The organism is Neorhizobium sp. AL 9.2.2, from assembly GCF_013317225.1.
Lineage (GTDB): Bacteria > Pseudomonadota > Alphaproteobacteria > Rhizobiales > Rhizobiaceae > Neorhizobium > Neorhizobium soli.
The window spans coordinates 1,321,270-1,345,236 of the sequence record NZ_JAALXU010000001.1; the positions used below are offsets into that span (position 1 = coordinate 1,321,270).

A 23,967-nucleotide genomic window follows, 5' to 3' on the forward strand; every position below is an offset into this window, starting at 1 on the left:
GGTATCAGATGTTTCACCCGGCAAGCCTTGGCCTACGCTTGCACCTCGCCAACATTTGCTCTACCCACAAAGCACTTCGAAACTAAGCCCGAACGAGCATAAGATGACCCTAGTCGACGTCCGCACGCCCGATCCGAAACGCTTCATTCCCGGCGCCACTGGCGATTGGGAAGTGATCATCGGCATGGAGGTGCACGCCCAGGTTCTCTCCAATTCAAAACTGTTCTCCGGCGCTTCGACCGAGTTCGGTAAGCCTGCCAATGCCAACGTCTCGCTGGTCGATGCGGCAATGCCCGGCATGCTTCCCGTGATTAACGAGGAATGCGTCCGCCAGGCTGTCCGCACAGGCCTTGGCCTGAAGGCGCAGATCAACAACCGTTCGATCTTCGACCGCAAGAACTATTTCTATCCGGATCTTCCGCAGGGCTATCAGATCTCGCAGTTCAAGGATCCGATCGTCGGCGAAGGCCAGATCGTCATCTCGCTCGGTCCCGACCGCCAGGGCCAGTTCGAGGATATCGAGATCGGCATCGAGCGCCTGCATCTGGAACAGGATGCCGGCAAGTCGATGCACGACCAGCATCCGACCATGTCCTATGTCGACCTCAACCGGTCAGGCGTCGCTCTGATGGAGATCGTGTCGAAGCCGGACATGCGTTCGTCCGACGAGGCAAAGGCCTACATGACCAAGCTGCGCTCGATCGTGCGCTATCTCGGCACGTGCGACGGCAACATGGACGAGGGCTCGATGCGCGCCGACGTCAACGTGTCCGTGCGTCGTCCGGGCGAAGGTTTCGGCACGCGCTGCGAAATAAAGAACGTCAACTCGATCCGCTTCATCGGCCAGTCGATCGAATACGAAGCCCGTCGCCAGATCGCCATCCTCGAGGACGGCGGCTCGATCGATCAGGAGACCCGCCTGTTTGATCCGGGCAAGGGCGAAACGCGGTCGATGCGCTCCAAGGAAGACGCGCACGACTATCGCTATTTCCCGGATCCGGACCTGCTGCCGCTCGTCTTCGACGACGCGTTCGTCGCAGAGCTCGCCAAGGACCTGCCGGAACTGCCTGACGACAAGAAGGCCCGCTTCGTGGCTGAACTTGGCCTTTCGATCTATGACGCCTCGGTTCTGGTTTCCGAGAAGGCCATCGCCGACTATTACGAAGCCGTGGCTGAGGGCCGCGACGGCAAGATGGCGGCCAACTGGGTCATCAACGACTTGCTGGGCGCCTTGAACAAAGCGGGCAAAGGCATTGAAGAGACTCCGGTTTCTCCCGCCCAGCTTGGCGGCATCATCGATCTGATCAAGTCGGAAGTCATCTCCGGCAAGATCGCCAAGGACCTGTTCGAGATCGTCTTTTCCGAAGGCGGTGACCCGGCGGACATCGTCGAGAGCCGCGGTATGAAGCAGGTCACCGATACCGGCGCCATTGAAAAAGCCGTGGACGACATCATCGCCGCCAATCCCGATCAGGTCGCCAAGGTTCTGGCCAAGCCGACGCTTGCCGGCTGGTTCGTGGGACAGGTGATGAAGTCGACCGGCGGCAAGGCTAATCCGCAGGCCGTCCAGGCCCTGGTCAAGGCCAAGCTGGGCATCGAGGACTAACCTGTTGGTCTACTTCATTCGCACAGCGGGCGACGAGGACGTGGAGAAGATCCGCGTCCTTCTCGCCGAGACGTTTCATCAGTCCTACGACCCGTTCTACGGTGCAGACGCCGTCGAGAAGATGGTGCGCAACTGGCATTCGCCGGTCGCGATCCGCACTAGGCTGATCAAGAAGGATGGCGAGTTTCTCGTCGCCGACGATGGAAGCAAGATCGGCGGCATCGCTTACGCCGCCGTGTATCCAAAAATGGCAAAGACGGTGATGCTGCATCAGCTCTACGTCGCGCCAGCCTGCCAGAATGACGGCATCGGCAGGGATCTGTTTGCCGAAATCGAGACCTGCTTTCCGGATGCGGAAATCATGCGGGTCGAGGTGTCGCTGCCGAATGTGCGTGCCGCCTCCTTCTACCAGCGGCTCGGCTTTGCCGAAGTCGACCGCATGGAGGAATGGGGCGCGCCGAACTCCGGCCTGCCGGCGATCATCATGGAAAAGCGGCTCCAGTCGCTTTAGACGGCTCAGATACGGGAGGGTGACATGGACGGCATCATCATTCGCAGGGCTCGCGAATCGGACCTCTCCCAACTGATCGCAATGTTTGCCGCTGACGATGTCGGTGGTCACGGCGATACGACTGACGCAGACGCCTACGACGATTACCTGCGCGCCTTCAACATGATCGATGCCTCCCAGAACGAGCAGCTTTTCGTTGCCGAGCGGGACGGCGACGTTGTCGGCACGTTCCAGATCCTGTTCAACCGAACGCTGACCGGTCGCGGCTCGCTGTCGATGATTATCGAAGCCGTGCAGACGAGACCCGACATGCGCGGGAAGGGGATCGGCGCGCAGATGATCGGTTACGCGATCGAAGAGGCAAAGCGGCGCGACTGCCGCCTCGTGCAACTGACCTCCAATGCGGCGCGCACGGATGCCCATCGCTTCTACGAGCGGTTGGGTTTTGCCAAGAGCCATGCGGGCTTCAAGATGAAGTTCAAATAGAGGTCTACATCTCGGAAATGCTGGACATCACCGCTGTCTGGCGGCATAAGCGGTGGAGCCAGTTCGACTGGTCACCTGTTTGCCAATCCTATGGACAAGCCCATGAAAAATCTCCTGCTGCAGATCTTCACCTGGTGGAACGGCCAAACCATGGGCACGCGTTTCTTCACCTGGCGCCATGGCAAGAAGGTGGGCGACGATGAGTTGGGCAACGTCTATTTCGAAGGCCCGATGACCTCCTGGGGTAAGCCGAAGCGCTGGGTGATCTACAAGGATTACGCCGAAGCCTCCGCGATCCCGCCAGGCTGGCACGGCTGGATGCATTACCGCACCGATACGCCTCCGTCGCAGGAGGATTACAAGGCGCGCGAATGGCAGAAGTCGCACAAGCCGAACCTCACCGGATCGCCGCTTGCATACCGGCCTCAGGGTTCTCTGTCGGCCAATGGTGAACGTCCTCGCGTCACCGGCGACTATGACGCCTGGACGCCCGGCAACTGAGCCTGACTGGCACCTGTTTTAGCCATATTCCACAACTAGTCCTCGATCGGGCATTCCCAGGACGCCTTTTCGAGACGGGACCAATAATGACACGTACCAAGCTTTCCCCACGCACACGATCGATTGGCGCCGTTCTTGCCGTCGTCTCGGTTCTGGCAGGGGGAAGTGCCTCGGCTGCACGGATCGAAAATCCCGTCGCCGTCTTCAACGGCATCGACAAGATCACCGGCCGCATCACCACATTCGACGTCTATCTCAACGAGACGGTGCAGTATGGCGCGCTTCAGGTGACGCCGAAGGTCTGCTATTCCCGAGACGAAACGGAAGCCCAAAAGATCGACGGGTTTATCGAAGTCGACGAGATCACACTCGACCGCAAGATCCGCCGCATCTTCACCGGTTGGATGTTTGCGGACAGCCCCGGCCTCAACGCCGTCGAGCACCCAATCTATGACGTCTGGCTGACAGGCTGCAAGCAGACTTCCGACGTGCCGGCACCCGCCCGCGCGACCAATTGAAATCAACGATTTCCGGACAGATCAAAATTCGAGATGCGGCGAGTTGACTGCCGCATGCAGCAGCTTGAGATAGTCATCCTTCGGAACGTCGATCGCCCCGAAGGTCTTCAGGTGTTCTGTCGTGAACTGCGTATCGAGCAGCTCGAACCCCTTGGCCTTCATCCGTTCCACCAGATGCACGAGGCAGATCTTGGACGCGTCGGTTCGGCGCGAAAACATGCTCTCGCCGAAGAAAGCAGCGCCAAGCGAAACGCCGTAAAGCCCGCCGACGAGTTCATCGCCGTCATAAGCCTCGACGCTATGGGCATGGCCCATGTGGTGGAGTTCGCGATAGAGCTTGCGGATCGTCTCGTTGATCCAGGTGCTCGGCCGGTCATCGGCCGGTTGCGCGCAAAGCGCGATGACGCCCTCAAAGTCGGTGTCGAAACGGATGTCGAAGGGTTTTTTGCGGACCGTTTTCTGCAGGCTCTTGGAGACGTGAAAAGCGTCGAGCGGCAGGATACCCCGCATCTCGGGATCGACCCAGAATATCTCCGGATCATCGGCGGCTTCCGCCATCGGGAAAAGCCCGATGGAATAGGCTCGCAACAGAATTTCCGGGGTTATTGCCGGGTAATATTTGCCACGACGCCCTGCCATCGGTCTCCTTGATCCGGCCATCGCATTCCGCGCCTCATCTGGCGCGGAATGGTCGACAGCATCTTATGAACCGCTAACGGATCGTGTGGATCCGGTAGGTAGCGTCTAGTGAGACTTGTCGCCGGCCAGATGGTTCTCCAGCCAGTGAATATCGTAGTTGCCGCTCAAGATATCCGGATTGTCCACCAGTTCCTGGAAGAGGGGAAGCGTGGTCTTGATACCATCCACGACGAACTCGTCCAGCACGCGGCGAAGGCGCATCATGCATTCGGCGCGGGTGCGTCCATGCACGATGAGCTTGCCGATAAGGCTGTCATAGTAAGGCGGGATCTTGTAGCCGGCATAGGCACCCGAATCGACGCGAACGCCGAGACCGCCGGGAGCATGGAAATGCGTGATCGTGCCAGGCGACGGAACGAAGGTCCTTGGATCCTCGGCATTGATGCGGCACTCGATCGCATGGCCCTGGAACTGGATCTCGTCCTGGGTCACGGACAGGCCGTTTCCGGAGGCAACACGGATCTGCTCGTGCACCAGGTCGATATTGGTGATCGCTTCGGTGATCGGATGCTCGACCTGAAGACGGGTGTTCATTTCGATGAAATAGAACTTGCCGTTTTCGTAGAGGAACTCGACCGTACCGGCGCCGCGATACTTCATCTTCTTCATGGCGTCGGCGCAGATCTGGCCGATCTTCATGCGCTGTTCGACATCGAGGGCCGGCGAATTGGCTTCTTCCCAGACCTTCTGGTGGCGGCGCTGCAGCGAGCAGTCGCGTTCACCCAGATGAATGGCATTGCCTTCGCCATCACCGACGACCTGGATCTCGATATGCCGCGGCTTGCCGAGATACTTTTCCATGTAGACGGCATCGTTGCCGAAAGCTGCGAGCGCTTCGGAACGGGCCGTGGACACGGCCTCCTCGAGCTCGGCCTCGGTTTTTGCCACCTTCATGCCGCGGCCACCGCCGCCGGCGGTCGCCTTGATCAGAACCGGGAAACCGATTTCGCGGGCAATTTCGAGCGCGTTCTCAGGCAGAACTTCGCCGGGCGAACCCGGAACGACCGGAATGCCAAGCTCAACTGCTGTCTTCTTGGCAGTGATCTTGTCGCCCATCAGCCGGATATGCTCGGCGGTCGGTCCGATGAAGGTGATGCCGTGTGCTTCCAGAATGTCTGCGAACTTCGCGTTCTCGGACAGGAAGCCGTAACCGGGATGAACGGCGTCGGCACCGGTGATCTCGCAGGCGGCAACAATCTGGTGGATGTTGAGATAGCTGTCACGCGAAGGCGGCGGGCCGATGCAGACGCTCTCGTCGGCGAGGCGAACATGCATCGCATCCGAATCGGCCGTCGAGTGAACGGCGACGGTCGCGATGCCGAGTTCCTTGCAGGCGCGCAGGACGCGAAGTGCAATCTCGCCGCGGTTGGCTATGAGGATTTTCGAGATCATGAGATCGCCTTACTCGATGATGACGAGCGGCTGGCCATATTCGACAGGCTGCCCGTCTGTGACCAGGATTTCCGTAACCTTGCCGGACTTCGGCGAGGGGATCTGGTTCATCGTCTTCATGGCTTCGATGATGACGAGGGTCTGGCCTTCCTTCACGGTCGCGCCGACTTCGACGAAATTGCGCGAACCGGGAGCAGGTGCCAGGTAGACGGTGCCAACCATCGGAGCGGTGAGCGCGTTCTTGAGGTCCGGGCCGGCTACGGCAGCGGGTGCTGCAGCGGCGGCAGGGGCGGCCGCAAGGGCAGGCGCGGCTGCAATCGGAGCCTGAACGTACTGGGGAGTGCCTGCGCGTGAAACACGGATGCGCAGGTCATCCTGCTCAACTTCGATCTCGGTGAGATCGGTGTCGTTGAGGATGTTCGCGAGATCGCGGATCAGTCCCTTGTCGATACCGGCTTTCTTCTCAGACATGGCAAACCCTACTGTTTTGTTATGTTGTCAGGCGATGGTGGTCTTCAAGGCGTGCAGCGCGAGCACGTAGCTCTGCGTGCCGAACCCGCAGATGATGCCCTTGCAGGCCGGTGCAATCATGGAATGGTGGCGGAATTCCTCCCGCGCATGCACATTCGAGATATGAAGTTCCACCACCGGTACGGAAATGGCCTTGATCGCATCGTGAAGGGCGATCGAGGTATGGGTAAAGGCGCCGGCATTGATGGCGACAGCGGAAGCCCGCTCGCCGGCCTCATGCATCCAATCAATGAGCACGCCCTCGTGATTGCTCTGGCGAAACTCGACAGTCAGTCCGAGTTCGGCAGCAACGGCCGCACATTCCTGCTCGACATCGGCCAAGGTCTTGCCGCCGTAGATGCCAGGTTCGCGTTTTCCCAACATGTTGAGGTTGGGACCGTTGAGGACGAAAATCGGTTTGCTCATCGAGATAACTATTTGTTCCACCCAGAATTCAGCGGCCACGTATAAACCGCTGGGACGGCAAGGGAAAGCCCCTGACGCGCCTAAACGCCATGCATCCACCGGCGAACGGGCAAGAATGCAGCATCCTGCTCGAAATCTCGACCGTCAGCAGCTGGCCTTTCCGCAAGCGCGCACATTGGCGACCTTTTCCTCGATCGTATCGAGGCCAACAGCACCGAACACGGCCTCGTCTCCGACAACATAAGTCGGCGTGCCGGTGATGCCGATCGCGGTGGCCAACTGATAGGCCTGGCGTACGAGATCGTCGTTGGGATTGTCCTTCATCGACTTCCGCAGTGCTGCTCCGTCGATCCCAAGCGCGGTGGCGACAGAGAGCGCGGTCTCTTCGGACGCGTGCTCGCGGCTGCCGAGCAGCGTGCGGTGGAACTCGGCATACTTTGTCGGGGCGACCAGACGCACCGCATTGGCAACCTTGTGCGCGGCAATCGAGTCCGGGCCGAGGATCGGGAATTCCTTCAGCACGAAGCGGACGTTCTTGTCCTTTTTGAGAATGGTGTCCATGTCGGCCAGCGCATGCTTGCAGTAGCCGCAATTGTAATCGAAGAATTCAACGACCGTGACGTCGCCCTTCGGATTGCCAAGCGTGATGTCGGTGGGGGAGGCAAAGATCGCCTCCTTGTTGGCCGCGACCGCCTTGGTGGACTGGTCGACGCGCTGGTTCTGCTGCTTGGCCTCCAGCGCGTTCTGGACCTCGATCATCACTTCCGGGTTCTGGATAAGATATTCCCGGATGAATTCGCCCATCTCCTTCTTCTGCTGGTCATCCAGGGCAAAGGCCGGAACGGCAAACGCCGTTGCGGCCAGCATCGAACCGGCAGCAAGCGTCTTCAGTATCGGGTTGAGAAGGCGGGTCATTCGTTTCCTCGTCGGTCTGTTGGGCGTGGCTTCGCGCGAAACGCCGCACCATCATGTCTGTTTGCGCCAAAACTAAGCCAGCGTGGCGCGAGGCGATAGAGTAAAAACGGCAGGGGTGCCCGGGACTGCGCAACAATGGCCGACTCCGCAGGGCAGGCGGTACAAAAAGCACTTGCAATCAGAGCCTTAGATCCGTTTCCGGAATCAATCAGCAAGCGACTTGAATCATTTTCTGAGGACATGCCGCAGACAAAAAAACGGCCGCGTCAAACGCGGCCGTTTCGATTTCTAGGATGGGTTACGGCTCAAAAGAAGCCGCGCTTCTGCCACCAGCCGCCCTTTTTGGGCTTGGCCGGATCGCCGTCGCTCTCGGTCGCTGCCTTGGCAGGATCGGAGCTCTTCACCACCGCTTCGCTGGACGAAGAGATGTTGGAGGCGCGGTTCGCGCGGGCAGGCTTCGATTCGTCCGCATCATCGGCAGCGCCAGCCTGTGGAGCAGGCTCTGCGACCGGCGCGGCTTCTTCGGCCTGCGGGGCTTCTGCGACAGGTGAGGCTTCAGCGGCCGGCGTAGCTTCAGGGGCCTCGGCAGGTGTCTGTTCACCAAGGGCTGCATCGACCTGTTCCACGATCGCTGCGACCGGAGCTTCCACCGGAAGTTCGACCGGGGCAGGAGCCGGAGCTTCTGCAGCAGTCTCGACGACGGCATCAGGTTCGGCAACAGCCTCAACTTCGGACGAAACCTCTTCCGTCTTGGAAGACGCCTTGCCACGGCGCGAACGGCGTGGCTTGGGCGCAGGCTCGACCGGCGCTGCAGCAACGTCAACTGGCGCAGCTTCGGTTTCAGAACCGACATCAGCACCCGCGTCAGCAGCGACCGTCTCGGCCGGACCGGCTTCGGAACCGTCACCAGCGTCTGCGGTTTCGGTCTCGTCGTCGGACGCGTTCAGCTCCTGACCGTCTTCGGTCCGGTTGCGACGTCCGCCACGCTTGCCGCGACGACGGCGCTTGCGGCGCGAGTTCTCATCCGAGTCGTCGCCGTCTGCGACAGGCGCAGTTCCGTCGGCAGCAACTGCTTCGTTCTCGTCGCCGTCTTCATCTTCTTCGTCATCGGCACCCGATTCGGCATCGCTTGCCGCGTCGAGCGTCTGGCCTTCGCCATTCTTCTCGCCGTTGCGGTTGCGACGACGCCGGCGACGCTTGCGCTTGCGGCCGTTCTGATCATCGCCTTCGGTCCGCTCGCGGTCCTGCTTGGCGGCAGGCGCGGCAGCGACGATCTCCTCGTCTTCTTCCTCTTCATCAACCTCGATGATGATGTCGTCGTCCTCGTCCTCAACGGGGATCGCGGCAAACTGCATCAGGCTTTCGATCTTGACCGGGTTCTCGACGGCTTCGCCGCGATCGATTGCAAAGTGGTTCGAACCGATGGTGACGTCGGATTCGATGAAGATCGACACACCGAAGCGGTTCTCGTAATCCACCACGCTGCCGCGCTTGTGGTTCAGCAGGAACAGCGCGATGTCAGGCGTGGTCCGCACGGTGATGTCATGCGTGGTGTTCTTAAGCAGGTATTCCTCGACGCCGCGCAGAACATGAAGCGCAACCGACGACTGCGAGCGCACATGACCTGTGCCGCCGCAATGCGAGCAGATCTGCGTGGTCGATTCGAGAACCGATGCGCGGATACGCTGGCGCGACATTTCGAGCAGGCCGAAATGCGAGATACGGCCGACCTGGATGCGGGCGCGGTCGTTCTTGAGGCAATCCTTCAGCTTCTTCTCGACAGCGCGGTTGTTGCGCTTTTCTTCCATGTCGATGAAGTCGATGACGATCAGACCGGCAAGGTCGCGCAGGCGGAGCTGGCGGGCAACTTCTTCGGCAGCTTCAAGGTTCGTCTGGAGTGCTGTGTCTTCGATCGAATGTTCGCGGGTCGAACGACCGGAGTTCACGTCGACTGCAACCAGAGCTTCGGTCTGGTTGATGATGAGATAGCCACCGGACTTCAGCGTCACCTGCGGCTGCAGCATGCGGTCGAGCTGTGCCTCGATGCCCGAACGGGAAAAGATCGGGTGAAGGTCGCGGTAGGGCTGAACCACCTTGGCATGGCTCGGCATCAGCATCTTCATGAAGTCTTTCGCTTCACGATAGCCTTCTTCGCCGGAGACGATGACCTCGTTGATGTCCTTATTATAAAGGTCGCGGATCGAGCGCTTGATCAGCGAGCCTTCCTCGTAAACGAGGCAAGGTGCGGTCGAGGCGAGCGTCAGCGTACGGACGTTCTCCCAGAGGCGCATCAGATACTCGAAGTCGCGCTTGATTTCGACGCGGGTGCGGTTGGCACCGGCGGTGCGCAGGATCACGCCCATGCCCTGCGGCACGTCGAGCTCGCGAGCGACTTCCTTCAGACGCTTGCGGTCCGTCGGCTGGGTGATCTTGCGGGAAATGCCGCCGCCACGTGCCGTGTTCGGCATCAGAACCGAGTAGCGGCCTGCGAGCGACAGATAGGTCGTGAGAGCTGCGCCCTTGTTGCCGCGCTCTTCCTTGGCGACCTGCACGAGCAGGATCTGGCGACGCTTGATGACTTCCTGGATGCGATACTGCTTGCGCGGCTTGCGCTGGATGCGATCCGGAACCTCTTCCATGGCGTCTTCGGCGCCAACGGATTCGATCTCTTCCTTCTCATGGTGATCGTCGTCGTCACCATCATCATCGTCGTCGTTCCCGCCACGCCCACCGGCATCCTCGGAAATCGAATCGGTGTCGACCATTGCCGCCATCTCGCCGGGCTTTGAACCCTCGTCGTCGGAAGACGGGTTTTCGTCGGAGGAGGGCGCTTCTTCTTCGGAGACAGTTTCAGTAGCTGGCGCATCTTCCGCAGTCGGCTCGACAACCTTCTTGCGCGAGCGGGTGCGCTTCGGCTTGGCCTTCTTCTCGGCCACGTCTGCAACCGGTGCGTCCTCGGGAGCTGGAGCGTCTTCAACTGCAGCTTCAACCGGTTCTTCTACGGCGTTGACAGGGACGATGCCGACATCCGGCTGGTCCTGCTGGGAAAGATCGACCACCGGATCGCCAGGATCCGCCGAATCAGCTTCCGCAATGCGGCGCTGGTCTTCAGCTTCCTGCTGCATCAGCGCCTGCCGGTCGGCCAGCGGTATCTGGTAATAGTCGGGGTGGATTTCCGCAAAAGCCAGGAAGCCGTGGCGGTTGCCACCGTAATCGACGAACGCGGCCTGTAGCGACGGCTCAACGCGCGTCACTTTGGCCAGATAGATATTGCCCCGGATCTGTTTCTTGTGTTCCGATTCAAAATCGAATTCTTCAATACGGTTGCCGCGTACAACGACTACCCGCGTCTCCTCTTCGTGAGACGCGTCGATAAGCATTTTGTCTGCCATGTAAATTCTGCTCCTCGGCGCCGAGCAAATGCACAAAAGCCTGCCGCGAGGATTTCCCCGACAACAGGCTTGTCATGCGAAATGGTCGTTCCGCCGGATAAAAAGGATCCCGTCGGGTGGGATTGTGCGGGCAACCGGAAAGAAGACGGAGCCAAAGGCGTCCCTGATCTCTCCCGGTTCTGAAAATTGTGCCGCGCCATCAAAAACCAAACGAGAATGACTTTACCATAGGCCCCAAACGGGGCCCGATGAATTTGCTCCAATGAGATTTGCTCGATGGAGCGGTGGGTGGCATGCCACCCGATATGTTTCCGGCCACCGCCGGGCGGATCGTGTATCAGGATGAAGCGTAGCGACGGCGGATGTCTGTCGGTCCATGGCGCCAGATCATTATCAGCTGGCAGCCTATCGGCAGACTATCCCGTCAACACTTCAACCTTCGCTCGCGTTGTATGGTTTATCTGTCACAATAGCAAGGGAAAAGCCGCCTTTGCCATATTGTCGATCGAATTGCCATTCTATGCAAAAACAACGGGCGGACGAGATGATTCGCATCCGATCTGCATGAAATTGCTATGTTAAAAACATGCGGCTGCAGCGGCTGCCGTTGCTGCATTCCGAATGTGCGAAGTCAGGTTAGGGGACTTATGTGAGGGTGGGCAAACCGACGGGTGCGTTGCGTGTATCACATGAGACGTCCAGATACGATTTCGCGACCGGTGCAACCGGTGTCGTAAGGCGAATCGCTTTTGGTTTGGTCATGTTGCTTGCTGGGGCAGCGTTGGCGCCTGCGATGGCGGCAACCACGAAGCCAATCCTCGCATTCGGAGCCCGCATTGCCGGCGACGCGGCACGCAGCCGCATTGTCATCGACTTCGAATCGAAGCCTGAGTTTTCAGTGCACTATGTTGGCGGCCCCGAACGCGTCATTGTCGACCTCTCGGCGACCGCCTTCGGGTTTCCGCCCGAAGATCTATCGCCGCGCGGTCTGTTCAAGGATATCCGCTTCGGCACCATGGATGAACAGAGCGCCCGGATCGTGCTGACCACCAACCGGCCAGTGAAGCTCTCGACAGCGGATGTTCGGCCGGGGGAGAACGGCGTCTGGCGTCTCGTCCTCGATGCCGAGGTCGTCTCGAAGGAAGAGTTTGCCGTTCTCCTGAAAGGCCAGGACTGGCGCGCCACGACGCAAACTGACTCGGAGCCGACGCCACTGATGGCCGACGACGGCGTTTTCACCGTTGCGGTTGATGCAGGCCATGGCGGGATTGATGCCGGCGCGACTGCGTTGACGACGAAGACGCAGGAAAAGGTCATCACCCTCGATTTCGCAAAGACGCTTGCCGAGCGCCTGAACCGGCTATCCGGCGTGAAGGCATTTCTGACGCGTGACGACGACACGTTTCTCTCGCTGTCCGAGCGGGTGGCGACGGCGCGGGAACATCGCGCCGACCTTTTCATATCCCTTCACGCCGATACGCTGACGCAAAAGGATATCCGCGGTGCCACCGTCTATACCCTCTCCGACAAGGCATCGGACCGGATGGCGGAGAACCTTGCGGCGCGAGAAAACTTTTCTGACCAGCTCGCCGGCTACAGCATTCAGAACGGACCGTCGGACGTGGCGGATATCCTTCTCGACCTGACGCGGCGCGAGACCCAGGCCTTCTCGATCGCCATGGCGGACAATGTCGTCAAGTCGTTCGAGGGGCAGATCGGGCTCATCAACAACCCGCATCGGCAGGCAAGCTTCCAGGTGCTGCGGGCGCCGGATATTCCCTCCGTCCTGCTCGAGCTGGGTTTTCTGTCCAATCAGGAAGACGAAAAACTTCTGCTCGATCAGAACTGGCGCAACCGGATTGCAGACCTGATTGCCGCAGCCGTCGATCGGTATCGCGGTCACTCTGTCGCCAACGGCGGGTGAGGGGAGTGCTGCGTCGCATGCGGCGTGGCTGACGTGCAACAACGGCCCGGGAATATCCCCGTATACAAGCTAAGTTGCGGAAATACCTTGGTTGAAGCCCTATTTTACGCACATTCAGACGGTTACACCCTGCTGCACGAGGCAGGGCGGATAACGCGCCTTTTATCCTCGACGCCTTGCGCTGGCGTAATCACCGTGCAAAACGCCGAGAACCATGCGATGTTGCGCCTTGCGCAGCAACCCGAAAGCCGAACGGTAGCTTCGACATGATCAGATTGATTGGATACTTCTTTGGAATGGCCTGCGTCCTTTTTCTGGGCGTTGCTGCAGCGGTTGCCATCTATTTGAATGGTGTATCCAAGGATTTGCCCGATTATGCGGTCCTTGCTGCCTATGAGCCTCCGGTTGCCACGCGTGTCCACGCCGGCAACGGTGCACTGGTCACGGAATATGCGCGCGAGCGCCGCTTGTTCCTCCCCATCCAGGCTATCCCCGACCGGGTCAAGGCGGCCTTCCTGTCTGCTGAAGACAAGAATTTCTACAACCACCCCGGCGTCGATATCTTCGGCCTTGGCCGCGCGGTTGTGAACAATCTCCAGAACTTCGGTTCAGGCCGTCGTCCGGAAGGTGCGTCTACGATCACCCAGCAGGTGGCAAAGAACTTCCTTCTGTCGGCAGACCAGACGATGGACCGCAAGGTCAAGGAAGCGATCCTGTCGTTCCGCATCGAACAGGCCTACTCGAAGGACAAGATCCTCGAGCTCTACCTCAACGAGATCTTCTTCGGCCTTAACTCCTATGGCATCGCCGGTGCGGCGCTGACGTATTTCGACAAGTCGGTGACGGAACTGACGACGGCGGAAGCAGCCTATCTCGCGGCGCTGCCGAAAGGCCCCAACAACTATCATCCGTTCCGCCATCAGCAGGCAGCGCTTGATCGCCGCAACTGGGTTGTCGATCGCATGGCCGAAAACGGCTACATTACCCAGATGGACGCCGACGATGCCAAGACCCAGCCGCTTGGTGTCAAGCAGCGCCGGAGTGGTACGCACCTGTTCGCGTCCGACTATTTCTCCGAAGAGGTGCGTCGCCAGATCATTGGCCGTTATGGCGACAAGTCGCTCTATGAAGGTGGCCTGTCCGTCCGCACCTCGATCAATCCCGAGCTTCAGCTTGCTGCGCGCGCCGCGCTGCAGAACGGGCTTCTTGATTACGACGAACGCCGCGGTTTTCAGGGCCCGGTGACCACGGTCGACATTTCACCCGATTGGGGTGTCTCGCTTGCCAAGGCGATCACCGACGGCAAGGCGCCTGACCTGCGCGATGTCCCGGAATGGCAGCTTGCCGTCGTGATCAGCGCGTCCGCCAAGTCCGCCGAGATCGGTCTGCGTCCCGCTGCCGATGGTGGCGGCAAGGTGACCGAAGAGCGCGTGACGGGAACGATCCCCGCGGACGCCATGAAATGGGCCTATCGCGACGCCAAGGGTTCTCGCCGGACGGCGAAAGGTCCCGATGGCGTGCTGAGCCCGGGCGACGTCGTCTATGTCGAGCCGATCAATGAAGAAGCCAAGACCTTTCGGCTGCGTCAGCCTCCGAAGGTCCAGGGCGGCTTTGTCGCGATGGACCCGAATACCGGCCGCGTTCTCGCCATGGTCGGCGGCTTCTCCTACGCACAGTCGGAGTTCAACCGCGCCACCCAGGCGATGCGTCAGCCGGGTTCGTCATTCAAGCCCTTCGTCTATTCTGCAGCGCTCGACAACGGCTACACCCCGGCATCGGTTGTGCTTGACGCGCCGATCGAGATCGTCACCGGAGGCCAGGTCTGGCGCCCGTCGAACTACGGAGACAAGGACGGCAACGGTCCGGCAACGCTGCGCACCGGCATCGAAAAGTCGCGCAACCAGATGACTGTCCGCCTGGCGCAGGACATGGGCATGGAACTGGTGGCCGAATATGCCGAACGCTTCGGCATCTACGACAAGATGCTGCCTGTTCTGGCCATGTCGCTCGGTTCCGGTGAAACGACCGTGATGCGGATGGTATCCGCCTATGCGGTCATCGCCAACGGCGGCAAGCAGATCAAGCCGACCGTAATCGACCGCATCCAGGATCGTTACGGCAAGACCATTTTCCGCCATGAAGAGCGCACGTGCGAAGGCTGCAATGCCAACAGTTGGGCGAACCAGGAAGAGCCGGTTCTGGCCGACAACCGCGAGCAGGTTCTCGATCCGATGACCGCCTACCAGATCACCTCGATGATGGAAGGCGTCGTGCAGCGCGGCAGCGCGGCCGGCAAGATCCATCTGACCGACCGTCCCGTCGCCGGCAAGACCGGAACGACCAATGACGAGAAGGACGCCTGGTTCGTCGGCTTCACGCCGAACATCGTGGCCGGCCTTTATATCGGCTTCGACACACCGGCTCCGCTCGGACGCGGCAGCACGGGTGGCGGACTTGCAGCGCCGATCTTCGGTCAGTTCATCGAAGCGGCGGCAAAGCATATGCCGGCTGAAAAATTCCTTGTGCCGGAAGGCATGCAGTTCGTCGCTGTCAACCGCAAGACGGGCATGATGGCCATGGAAGGCGAGCCGGATACGATCACCGAAGCCTTCAAGCCCGGCACCGGCCCGGCCGACGTCTTCCAGGTCATCGGTGGCGGCGAATACATGACGCAGGACCAGATCCTGGACTCCTCGCCACAGGCACAGCAGGCCATCACGTCCGGTGCCTCCGGCCTGTTTTGATCCTCATACTGACGTCCTCTGGGACATCGTCGCGCCGGCCCGGGGTTTACTTCCGGGGCCGGCGCAACTATGTCCACCGCAACTTCGGTCAACAACGAAAAGACGAGAGAAGCATTACGCCATGCGCGCGGAAATCATCAACGTAACCGACGAAATCAAGCAGGCCATAAGCCTGCTGAGGAGGCATCTTTGACTGGGATCAGGCGGTAAGACGACTGGACTGGTTGAACAACAAGGCAGAGGATCCAAACCTCTGGAACGACGCCTCCGAAGCGCAGAAGCTGATGCGCGAGCGTCAGCAGCTGGATGACAGCATCAACGGCGTGCGAGCGCTCGATCAGCAGCTCAACGACAATGTCGAACTCATCGCGATGGGGGAAGACGAGGGCGACGACTCGATCGTTAAAGAGGCCGAGGAAGCGCTGAAGACGTTGCGCACCGAAGCCAACCGCCGGCAGGTGGAGGCGATGCTTTCGGGCGAGGCAGACAGCAACGATACCTATGTCGAAGTGCATTCCGGTGCCGGTGGCACGGAAAGCCAGGACTGGGCGAACATTCTGCTGCGGATGTACACCCGCTGGGCCGAGCGCCAGGGCTACAAGGTCGAGCTCTTGGAAGTGCACGATGGCGAAGAGGCCGGCATCAAGTCCGCGACCATACTCGTCAAGGGACACAATGCGTTCGGCTGGTTGAAGACCGAGTCGGGCGTCCATCGCCTGGTGCGCATTTCGCCCTACGACAGCGCGGCACGCCGCCACACGTCGTTCTCGTCGATCTGGGTCTATCCTGTAGTCGACGACTCGATCAACATCGAGATCAACGAGAGCGATTGCCGCATCGACACCTATCGTTCGTCGGGTGCCGGCGGGCAGCACGTCAACACCACCGACTCGGCCGTGCGTATCACGCACATTCCGTCCGGTATCGTCGTCGCCTGCCAGCAGGAACGCTCGCAGCACAAGAACCGCGCCAAGGCGTGGGACATGCTACGCGCCCGTATGTATGAAGCGGAACTGATGAAGCGCGAAGCGGCCGCCAATGCGGAAGCCGCTTCGAAGAGCGACATCGGCTGGGGCCACCAGATCCGCTCCTACGTTCTGCAGCCATACCAGCTGGTGAAGGACCTGCGTACCGGTGTCGAAAGCACGGCACCCAGCGACGTTCTCGACGGCGAACTCAACGAGTTCATGGAAGCAGCCCTTGCACACCGCATCAGCGGCAAGCCCGATCTTGGCGCCGACGCCGAGTAAGGTTTGGACGCATCACGAATCACAAACGGCCGGATCTCGCGATCCGGCCGTTTTCGTTTCTTGGGGGTCGTTGTCAGTCGTTGAACTGCTCGGCCAAGATCCGGTCAGACCAGGAATGGTCGGGATCCGATAGAAGCCGTGCCGTCAGTTCAGTCGATTGCGCGATGCGGATATGGATGACGGATTTCACCTCGGTATTGTCGGCGACCGCGTTGACCGGCCGCTTTTCCGGCTCAAGAATTTCGATATCGACGCAGACCCGGTTCGGCAGAAGCGCCCCGCGCCAGCGCCGCGGACGAAACGCGCTGACGGGAGTCATCGCCAGAAGCGGCGCCTCCAGCGGCAGGATCGGCCCGTGCGCCGACAGATTGTAGGCGGTGGAGCCGGCGGGCGTCGCGACCATCAGGCCGTCGCAGATCAGTTCCTCCAGCCTTGTGTGCCCATCGACCACCACCTTCAGCTTCGCGGCCTGATAGGATTGGCGGAACAGGTAGACCTCGTTGATCGCGAGCGAGTGGGATATCGCACCCCAAGCATCGGTCGCCGTCATCTTTAGCGGGTGAAACTCGTTTTCGACGGCACGCGCGATTCGGTCGGGAAGATCGACCGTTTCGAAATCGTTCATCAGAAAGCCGACCGAGCCACGGTTCATGCCGTAGACCCTTTTCCCGATATGCATGGTCTCGTGCAGCGTTTGCAGCATGAGCCCGTCACCACCCAAGGCCACGACCACGTCGGCCTCCACCAGGGGAACGTTTCCGTAAAGCCGGGTCAGCTCGTCAAACGCTGCCTCGGCATCGGGTGCCGTTGAGGCGATGAATGCGAGCTTTTCGGTCGCGATCGACATGGGAAGGCCTTTGGTGTGACGCGGACATGCGCCCAGGGATACAGGTCTGAAACACCGCATCGTCAACATACGGCTTCCAGCAGGTAGCTATAGGAGAAACGACAGGACGAACAAGCCGCTTCCGTGGAGCGTCGGTACTTCGTTAGCCATTCCGGCTGCGGGTAGACCACGAGTATCTCGTTTCTCGAAAGTGTTTATCGCGATCAACGGAATTTTCGCTTTACACGAAATCAGAATCTGGTAATTCCACCCCCAGAAGTGCCCTTGTAGCTCAGTTGGTAGAGCACCTGATTTGTAATCAGGGGGTCACGAGTTCGAACCTTGTCGGGGGCACCACTTCTATCCCAATCATTTTGATCGGTTGATCATGCTTTTCTCGGGCTGAGGAGAGCAGGGTTTGACGCACGTCGCTCCGTTGTCTTTCCGGCATCTCTTCTCGTGCCGGCCAATCCTTGCAACATGGAATGCGCTCTGTCAGGATCTCTTAAATTTAAGGGGAGACTGATGGGAAAAGTCTTGATGTGGATTGGCTGGATCGGGATCGTTCTGGTGGTCTGCGCCCTCGTGGCGCTGATGGCCAGCGCCGGGCAGGGGTCCTATGCCCTGCTCGCGCTCTTGGCAGCACTGCCTTGGGCGGCACCCGCCTTCATCGGCTCTGTGCTCGTCGCGGCGTTTGGCAGCATGCTTTTGCAGCTCAATGCGATCCGAGCAGCAACCGAAAGACAGGCCGAACTCTTCGCTCAGTTATTGGACGGCAAGAAGAAGCGTGACGCAGCGGTTGAGGCCTGACGGAAACGTCAATGCATCCTTCGTGCGTTGCTATCTCGCGTTTTCAAAACCATCCGTTTGACGGTTCGCTGCTCAGTAAGCTTCCAACGACCTCCCGGGCGTTGGGTCTGAGGGCGAATCAACAGAAAAAGCCGCCTCGACGAATCAGGCGGCTGTCTCTTTAGCGTATGGCAGTTGTGGAAGGGTAGTTCTTACTTATCCATGTCCTGTGCCATCTTGTAGTGATGCTCGAGGGCCGGAAGTGTCTTCGCGGCAAAGGCCTTCAGATCGGCATTTTCACCTTCTTCAGCGTAGCGCTTGAAGAGGTCTACCGCGTCTTCATGTGCTTCGACCTGATCGTCGAAATATTCCTCGATGAAATCGGCGCCTTCAAGCTTTGCCAGCTCGTCGACATCTTCCTTGTCATCTTCGGTCAATGCCGTGACAGGATTGCCCTGAACCTTGCCGCTGTCGATCAGCGCCTTGAGTTCGGCAGAAGCCTTTTCATGGTCTGTAATCATCTGCTGCGCAAATTTCTTGGTGGCGTCGTCGCCCTTGGTCAGCGCGAGCTTGCTCGACTCGATCTCGTACATACCGCTCGCAGACGCCTGCATGATAAAGTCTGCGGTGGTCGGAGCGCGACCCAGAACCGAGTTTGCGCCGGTGCTTTCTGCAGCCGACTGCGCGAAAGCTGCCGTTGCGGTCATGAGAAATGCTGCGGTGAGAATTGTTTTTTTCATGGTCGGTATCTCCTGTGAGCCCTACCAACCCATGGAAATCAAAGAGGTTCCGCAAAGATTTTTCAACGTGGTACTTCATCTGATTGAGATAAAGCGTCGAAGCGAGGGGATGACGAAGGCGGCCATTGCGCGTTAACGAACCTGAATGGCAGACAACGGGATATTACGGATTCCGTCAGGATTCGTAGTCTAGCATAAGCACAGCAATCCGCGGCGATTCTCATGCCAGGAGCGGACCGGAGGAAACGGATGCCCACATTCTACGGCAACGATTACGACAACACCGTCTACCAGGATGATTACGATTCTGATCTCACCGTCTACACCTATGGCGGCGACGACCGGATCTTCCTCAACCTCGTTGGCAAATACGGTGGTTTCAACACGGTCTATGCAGGCGCTGACGACGATTTGGTGCAAAATTCCTTCGAAGGCGGCAACAAGATCGATCTCGGCTCCGGCAACGACAGCTACGTCGCAACAGGATTTTCGACGTCGAGCAAGCTCTATGATGTCGTCTATGCCGGCAGCGGCAACGACTCTTTCGAAGTCTCCACCTATCACAGCGACTATTACGGCGAGACGGGCAATGACGCCTTCTTCTCGGTCGGCTATCGCAACTATTTCAACGGTGGCTCGGGGACCGATACGATCAGCTATGAGACGCAGGACGAGGATGATGATCTGGCCGGTCTCGGCGTCGCCATCGATCTCGGCAAGGGTTCGGCGCAGACGCTCGGAACCAGTTACAAAGAGACGCTCGTCAGCATCGAGAATGCCATCGGGACCGGTGCGAGCGACAAGATCTACGGCTCATCAGGCGCAAACAAGCTTTGGGGCGATGACGGAAACGACTTGATCGACGGCAAGGGCGGTAATGACACGCTCTACGGCGGTGCGGGTAACGACGACCTCTACGGTGGAGGCGGCAACGACAAGCTTTACGGCGGATCCGGCAACGACCATCTCTATGGTGGATCGGGCGCCGATACGTTCGTGTTCACCTCGATCGCAGACTCCAAGGCAAACAGCAGCCGCGACATCATCCAGGACTTCAGCCGCGCCGAAGACGATTATATCGATCTCCGGTCGATCGATGCGGATACGACCTTCGGCGGCAATCAGTCCTTCGATTTCATCGGTTCGAAAGGCTTTTCGGGCGAGGCGGGCGAGTTGCGCTTTAGCGGCGGCATCGTCTCAGGCGATGTGAACGGCGACGGTTATGCCGACTTCCAGATCAAGATCGCGGGCCAAACCAAAATGTACGACAGCGATTTCTTCCTCTGAGATATCGAGCTGTCTTAGGAAGGCGCTTCTGAAAGGAGGCGCCTTTTTTCGTGGTCGAGAGAATTTGGAAAACTACAGGACTTCAACCGATGCACCGGTCGCGATGAAGTCGCCATTGGCGAAATCAGTCTCATCCGATCGACCGACCTTGCCGTACCGGAGCGGCTGTCCGTCGATAGCGCAGGTCTTGCCACCGGCGGCGCGCAGGACCGCATCTCCGGCTGCCGTGTCCCACTCCATCGTCCGGCCGAACCGCGGATAAATGTCGGCGGCACCTTCCGCCAGCAGACCGAATTTCAGCGATGAACCGACGGAAAGGGTTTCGAGGTCGCCGTATTGCGCCAGGAAATCATCCGTTTCGACAGTTCGGTGGGACCGGCTGGCACAGGCGATGGGTCGCCGTGGCATGACGCGGGCGCGGATCGCCTGACGGTTTTCGATGGTGAAATCGGGGGCGATCGCGAGCTTGGACGCTTTGTTCTGTGCGCCGCCATAGCCGACGTTGAGCGCCGGAGCATACACGATACCAACGGTCGGAAGGGCATTTTCGATCAGCGCAATATTGACGGTGAAGTCATCGCGGCCGTTGATGAATTCACGTGTGCCGTCAAGCGGGTCGATCAGGAAGAAACGACCACCGGAAATATCGGGGATCTGCCCGGCGGCGACGGCTTCTTCTGCAACCGCGGGGATCGCCGGCCAATGCTGCGCAAGCGCTTCGAGAATGATCGCTTCCGCGGCTTCGTCAGCCTCCGTCACCGGCGAGTGGTCAGGCTTGTAGTGGGTATGAGCGCCACGGCCACGGATCTCAAGAATCGTGCGGCCTGCATCGAGCGCGATCGTCTCGAATATGGAAAGCATACTCATCATGAAGACGATCTACTGCCTTGCCTTCAGCAGCGCAAGCTCGTCTCGCCTCTACATCACCGTGCCTATGCCATTGGTTGCTGACGACCGACGGCCCAGGAATTGCCAAGGTGCGCATCCGCCGCGGCCGGAAGATCCGATGCTCCGTGGCGAAGCTGGGGCCGCAGCACGCCCGCGGCGCGTCGGGCGCCGAGCCGTGCAATCATGCCGATCGTCCGCGAGAGCTCTGCCAATAATTCGCGCATGCAGGGTGTGTGTGGGCTGGCCGGCCCAGCCCCCGATGCCGCGGAATGCGGCTCGCTCCAGCTAATCACCGGGTGGTGATATGACGGGAGTGAATCGGATCCGCCAGCATCGGGCTCGGTATAAGCAAGGGTAAGCCCGCGTAAGCGGGGCGACTTACTGAGGCGACGCCGGAACGGTGCGAGGGGGGCGAGGCGGTCCGGCGAGATCGGCAAGGTCGCAAGTGAGGCCGGGACGTCTTTGATTGGTTCGGCATCGATATCGGCAAGAAAGGTTTGCGGTTGAACATGAAAGCCGGCCTCTAGTGCAGCCTCAATGAAATCGGCGCGGGCAAGGGCCGCTACGCTTCGGCCCGTCAGCACATCGCGGCACGCCATCACCGCCGCCATATGCGCTTCTGTGCGTGCGGCCGGCCATCCGCTGAGCAGCATAAGAGCGGCATCCAGCGTGCCTTGCACGATGATCGGCCCCGGTTGGCCGAAGATTTCCAGGATGACAGGTTGCTTCCAGGTCCCGCGATCCATCCAAGCTCTCCCATTTAAGATAATTAGGAAATACTCATATAAAGCTTGCGCCAGGATGGAGCGCAGCGGCCCGACGGTTTTCGTCAGGCCGCTGATGTGATTTCAGGAGATCTTCAGGAGATGCTGCCTTGTCGCGTAAAGTGCAATCGCTGCGGCATTCGAGACGTTGAGCGACTTGATCTCGCCGGGCATGTCGAGCCGGGCCAACGCAGTCACCGTTTCGCGGGTCTTCTGGCGCAAGCCCTTGCCCTCGGATCCGAGGACCAGGGCAATCCGCTCACCGGAGAACGTGCCTTCCAGCGGGGCAGGACCTTCCGAATCAAGCCCGATCGTCTGGAAGCCAAGCTTGTGGATCGATTCCAGCGCGTCGGCGAGGTTGGTGATCTGGATATAGGGAATGAGTTCCAGTGCACCGGACGCGGATTTTGCCAGCACGCCTGACTCGGTCGGGCTATGTCTCTGGGTGGTGATGAGAGCGCCTGCGCCGAACGCTACGGCCGATCGCATGACGGCACCGACGTTATGGGGATCCGTTACCTGGTCGAGTACCAGGAGAAGCGGGCTCTCCTTAAGAGCTTCAAGCCGGCGTACGGGCAGGGGCCTCGTTTCCAGCATCACGCCCTGGTGAATCGCCTCGGGGCCCAGCACCTTGTCGATATCCTGCGGCGAGACGAACTCGACAGGAAAAGACAGCTCGCTCGATTCGCCGATCTCCAGTCGCATAAAGGCGTTCTGTGTCACCGAAAGCTTGATCAGCTTGCGCTCCGGGTTCTGGATCGCAGCCCGAACCGTATGGAGACCATAGAGCAGCACCTGTTCCGGCTGCAGCTGCGGTGGCGTCCAATCCTTGGCGCCCTTGTTGGATTTGACGCGGCCCTGCTGCGGCGTCGGGATCTCGCCGCGTTCGCGCTTGGTATCGCGAACATTCCGGCGAAGCGTCGCGTAATGGGTGTCGCGGGCGGTTTTGTCTTTAGGATCTTTTGTGCTCATGCTGCCTTATATCGAGGAGCGCGGTTTCGGCAAAGCCCTCCGCTCGAGCCTTCGTCGGATGTCATGACGATATCCAATTTTTTCCTCCTTTTTTCAAAGAGGTCGTGTTGACAGACGGACATGAGGCCGTCATATACGCGGCGCAGACCGAGGGGCGGCAAGCCAGACGGTCAGCAGACTTGGTCTAACGATCCAGACGAATGGAGAGATGCCCGAGTGGTTAAAGGGGACGGACTGTAAATCCGTTGGCTACGCCTACGTTGGTTCAAATCCAACTCTCTCCACCATTCGTCTTCGAGATCGGACCACCCCCGCGGGTATAGCTCAATGGTAGAGCAGCAGCCTTCCAAGCTGAATACGCGGGTTCGATTCCCGCTACCCGCTCCAATATCCCGGACACATTATTTCTATTTTGTATCGGTTTGATGCATTCAAACATCGCGTCGATTTGTGCGCGTGTTGATCACGTGCGGCACGCGCAAAAACCGGATCGGACGTCAGGATTACGTAGCAGGCCATCACGATCTCTGCAGCGACCATCTAGGCGGCGGACGGGGAAGGCGACACGCCGAGGCCTTGAAATACAGGCAGATAGAGCGCCATCTTTCGGCCTGCCCCTTGTACGGGGCGGCGGCGTAATTATGTCTTGCGCAATCCTTGGGAAAGCCTTAAACGGCGACACCAAACCCGGTCGCCGGGTCAACCTCTTATGTTCACAGGAAGCATTCAATGGCAAAGAGCAAGTTTGAGCGCAATAAGCCTCACGTCAACATTGGCACGATCGGTCACGTCGACCACGGCAAGACGTCGCTGACTGCGGCGATCAC

General features: G+C 59.6%; 22 protein-coding genes and 3 tRNA genes. 14 read left to right on the forward strand and 11 right to left on the reverse strand.

What is annotated here, in order from left to right; all coding sequences use genetic code 11:
- The first annotated feature begins 103 nt into the window (after nt 1–103).
- The 5 genes from gatB to G6K99_RS06360 all read left to right on the forward strand — a co-directional run bounded on the left by gatB (nt 104) and on the right by G6K99_RS06360 (nt 3,622).
- A complete protein-coding gene (gatB, locus tag G6K99_RS06340) occupies nt 104–1,606 on the forward strand; it encodes an Asp-tRNA(Asn)/Glu-tRNA(Gln) amidotransferase subunit GatB (RefSeq protein ID WP_062453193.1) in 1,503 nt (500 codons plus the stop codon).
- A gap of 4 nt (nt 1,607–1,610) precedes the next feature.
- Nucleotides 1,611–2,117 carry a GNAT family N-acetyltransferase gene (locus G6K99_RS06345; protein ID WP_062453192.1) on the forward strand — a complete coding sequence of 169 codons (507 nt, stop codon included), beginning with the start codon at nt 1,611–1,613 and terminating at the stop codon, nt 2,115–2,117.
- 24 nt (nt 2,118–2,141) lie between these two features.
- Nucleotides 2,142–2,603 (forward strand): GNAT family N-acetyltransferase, encoded by a 462-nt coding sequence (locus G6K99_RS06350; protein WP_174196004.1) that lies wholly within the window; start codon nt 2,142–2,144, stop codon nt 2,601–2,603.
- Nucleotides 2,604–2,705: 102 nt separating this feature from the next.
- Nucleotides 2,706–3,104, forward strand: coding sequence for an NADH:ubiquinone oxidoreductase subunit NDUFA12 (locus G6K99_RS06355; RefSeq protein WP_062454718.1), 399 nt, complete (start codon nt 2,706–2,708; stop codon nt 3,102–3,104).
- An 86-nt stretch (nt 3,105–3,190) separates the two neighbouring features.
- Nucleotides 3,191–3,622, forward strand: coding sequence for a DUF2155 domain-containing protein (locus G6K99_RS06360; protein ID WP_113111011.1), 432 nt, complete (start codon nt 3,191–3,193; stop codon nt 3,620–3,622).
- 21 nt (nt 3,623–3,643) lie between these two features.
- On the opposite strand, the gene aat is transcribed toward G6K99_RS06360, so the two are convergent.
- The 6 genes from aat to G6K99_RS06390 form a co-directional block, all read right to left on the reverse strand.
- Complete coding sequence (gene aat / locus G6K99_RS06365) at nt 3,644–4,261, reverse strand: leucyl/phenylalanyl-tRNA--protein transferase (protein ID WP_062453189.1); 618 nt, start codon at nt 4,259–4,261, stop codon at nt 3,644–3,646.
- 105 nt (nt 4,262–4,366) lie between these two features.
- Nucleotides 4,367–5,713, reverse strand: coding sequence for an acetyl-CoA carboxylase biotin carboxylase subunit (gene accC, locus G6K99_RS06370; protein WP_174196005.1), 1,347 nt, complete (start codon nt 5,711–5,713; stop codon nt 4,367–4,369).
- 9 nt (nt 5,714–5,722) lie between these two features.
- Nucleotides 5,723–6,184 (reverse strand): acetyl-CoA carboxylase biotin carboxyl carrier protein, encoded by a 462-nt coding sequence (gene accB, locus G6K99_RS06375; RefSeq protein ID WP_062453187.1) that lies wholly within the window; start codon nt 6,182–6,184, stop codon nt 5,723–5,725.
- 27 nt (nt 6,185–6,211) lie between these two features.
- Complete coding sequence (gene aroQ / locus G6K99_RS06380) at nt 6,212–6,649, reverse strand: type II 3-dehydroquinate dehydratase (protein WP_062580067.1); 438 nt, start codon at nt 6,647–6,649, stop codon at nt 6,212–6,214.
- Between the two features lie 144 nt (nt 6,650–6,793).
- Nucleotides 6,794–7,564, reverse strand: coding sequence for a DsbA family protein (locus G6K99_RS06385; RefSeq protein WP_062580069.1), 771 nt, complete (start codon nt 7,562–7,564; stop codon nt 6,794–6,796).
- Nucleotides 7,565–7,869: 305 nt separating this feature from the next.
- The gene (locus G6K99_RS06390) at nt 7,870–10,956 is read right to left on the reverse strand and encodes a ribonuclease E/G (protein WP_174196006.1); all 3,087 of its coding nucleotides are present in this window, start codon (nt 10,954–10,956) and stop codon (nt 7,870–7,872) included.
- A 760-nt stretch (nt 10,957–11,716) separates the two neighbouring features.
- Here G6K99_RS06390 and G6K99_RS06395 point away from each other — a divergent pair.
- The 3 genes from G6K99_RS06395 (at nt 11,717) to prfB (ending at nt 16,874) form a co-directional block, all read left to right on the forward strand.
- Nucleotides 11,717–12,880 carry an N-acetylmuramoyl-L-alanine amidase gene (locus G6K99_RS06395; RefSeq protein WP_062453183.1) on the forward strand — a complete coding sequence of 388 codons (1,164 nt, stop codon included), beginning with the start codon at nt 11,717–11,719 and terminating at the stop codon, nt 12,878–12,880.
- A 266-nt stretch (nt 12,881–13,146) separates the two neighbouring features.
- Entirely contained in the window at nt 13,147–15,624 is a 2,478-nt protein-coding gene (locus tag G6K99_RS06400) for a penicillin-binding protein 1A (RefSeq protein WP_062453182.1), read from the forward strand.
- Nucleotides 15,625–15,745: 121 nt separating this feature from the next.
- Nucleotides 15,746–16,874, forward strand: a protein-coding gene (gene prfB, locus G6K99_RS06405; RefSeq protein ID WP_113111005.1) for a peptide chain release factor 2 whose coding sequence is annotated in 2 segments (ribosomal slippage) — nt 15,746–15,814 and nt 15,816–16,874 — 1,128 coding nt in all. Because the reading frame shifts where the segments join, the coding sequence is not laid out codon by codon here.
- Between the two features lie 73 nt (nt 16,875–16,947).
- Here prfB and G6K99_RS06410 read toward each other — a convergent pair.
- A complete protein-coding gene (locus G6K99_RS06410) occupies nt 16,948–17,721 on the reverse strand; it encodes an NAD kinase (RefSeq protein ID WP_062580078.1) in 774 nt (257 codons plus the stop codon).
- A gap of 260 nt (nt 17,722–17,981) precedes the next feature.
- Here G6K99_RS06410 and G6K99_RS06415 point away from each other — a divergent pair.
- Both G6K99_RS06415 and G6K99_RS06420 read left to right on the forward strand, forming a co-directional pair.
- Nucleotides 17,982–18,057: transfer RNA gene (locus G6K99_RS06415), tRNA-Thr, on the forward strand.
- Nucleotides 18,058–18,225: 168 nt separating this feature from the next.
- Nucleotides 18,226–18,510: a hypothetical protein gene (locus tag G6K99_RS06420; RefSeq protein WP_139283848.1), complete on the forward strand. Its 285-nt coding sequence runs from the start codon at nt 18,226–18,228 to the stop codon at nt 18,508–18,510.
- A gap of 191 nt (nt 18,511–18,701) precedes the next feature.
- Here G6K99_RS06420 and G6K99_RS06425 read toward each other — a convergent pair whose 3' ends face one another.
- Nucleotides 18,702–19,229, reverse strand: coding sequence for a DUF4142 domain-containing protein (locus G6K99_RS06425; RefSeq protein ID WP_062453178.1), 528 nt, complete (start codon nt 19,227–19,229; stop codon nt 18,702–18,704).
- Between the two features lie 249 nt (nt 19,230–19,478).
- Here G6K99_RS06425 and G6K99_RS06430 point away from each other — a divergent pair, with 249 nt between their 5' ends.
- Nucleotides 19,479–20,516: a calcium-binding protein gene (locus G6K99_RS06430; RefSeq protein ID WP_174196007.1), complete on the forward strand. Its 1,038-nt coding sequence runs from the start codon at nt 19,479–19,481 to the stop codon at nt 20,514–20,516.
- Between the two features lie 72 nt (nt 20,517–20,588).
- On the opposite strand, the gene cysQ is transcribed toward G6K99_RS06430, so the two are convergent.
- The 3 genes from cysQ to G6K99_RS06445 all read right to left on the reverse strand — a co-directional run bounded on the left by cysQ (nt 20,589) and on the right by G6K99_RS06445 (nt 23,140).
- Nucleotides 20,589–21,386, reverse strand: a complete 798-nt coding sequence (gene cysQ / locus G6K99_RS06435) for a 3'(2'),5'-bisphosphate nucleotidase CysQ (protein WP_174196008.1) — start codon at nt 21,384–21,386, stop codon at nt 20,589–20,591.
- Nucleotides 21,387–21,448: 62 nt separating this feature from the next.
- Nucleotides 21,449–22,150: a DUF982 domain-containing protein gene (locus G6K99_RS06440; RefSeq protein ID WP_113167067.1), complete on the reverse strand. Its 702-nt coding sequence runs from the start codon at nt 22,148–22,150 to the stop codon at nt 21,449–21,451.
- Nucleotides 22,151–22,252: 102 nt separating this feature from the next.
- A complete protein-coding gene (locus tag G6K99_RS06445; protein WP_174196009.1) occupies nt 22,253–23,140 on the reverse strand; it encodes an RNA methyltransferase in 888 nt (295 codons plus the stop codon).
- A gap of 202 nt (nt 23,141–23,342) precedes the next feature.
- Between G6K99_RS06445 and G6K99_RS06450 the strand changes: the two genes are divergently transcribed.
- The 3 genes from G6K99_RS06450 to G6K99_RS06460 form a co-directional block, all read left to right on the forward strand.
- Nucleotides 23,343–23,427 (forward strand) — tRNA-Tyr (locus G6K99_RS06450).
- 26 nt (nt 23,428–23,453) lie between these two features.
- Nucleotides 23,454–23,527 (forward strand) — tRNA-Gly (locus G6K99_RS06455).
- Between the two features lie 342 nt (nt 23,528–23,869).
- A partial coding sequence (locus tag G6K99_RS06460; RefSeq protein WP_141681087.1) for a GTP-binding protein occupies nt 23,870–23,967 on the forward strand: 98 nt, incomplete at its 3' end.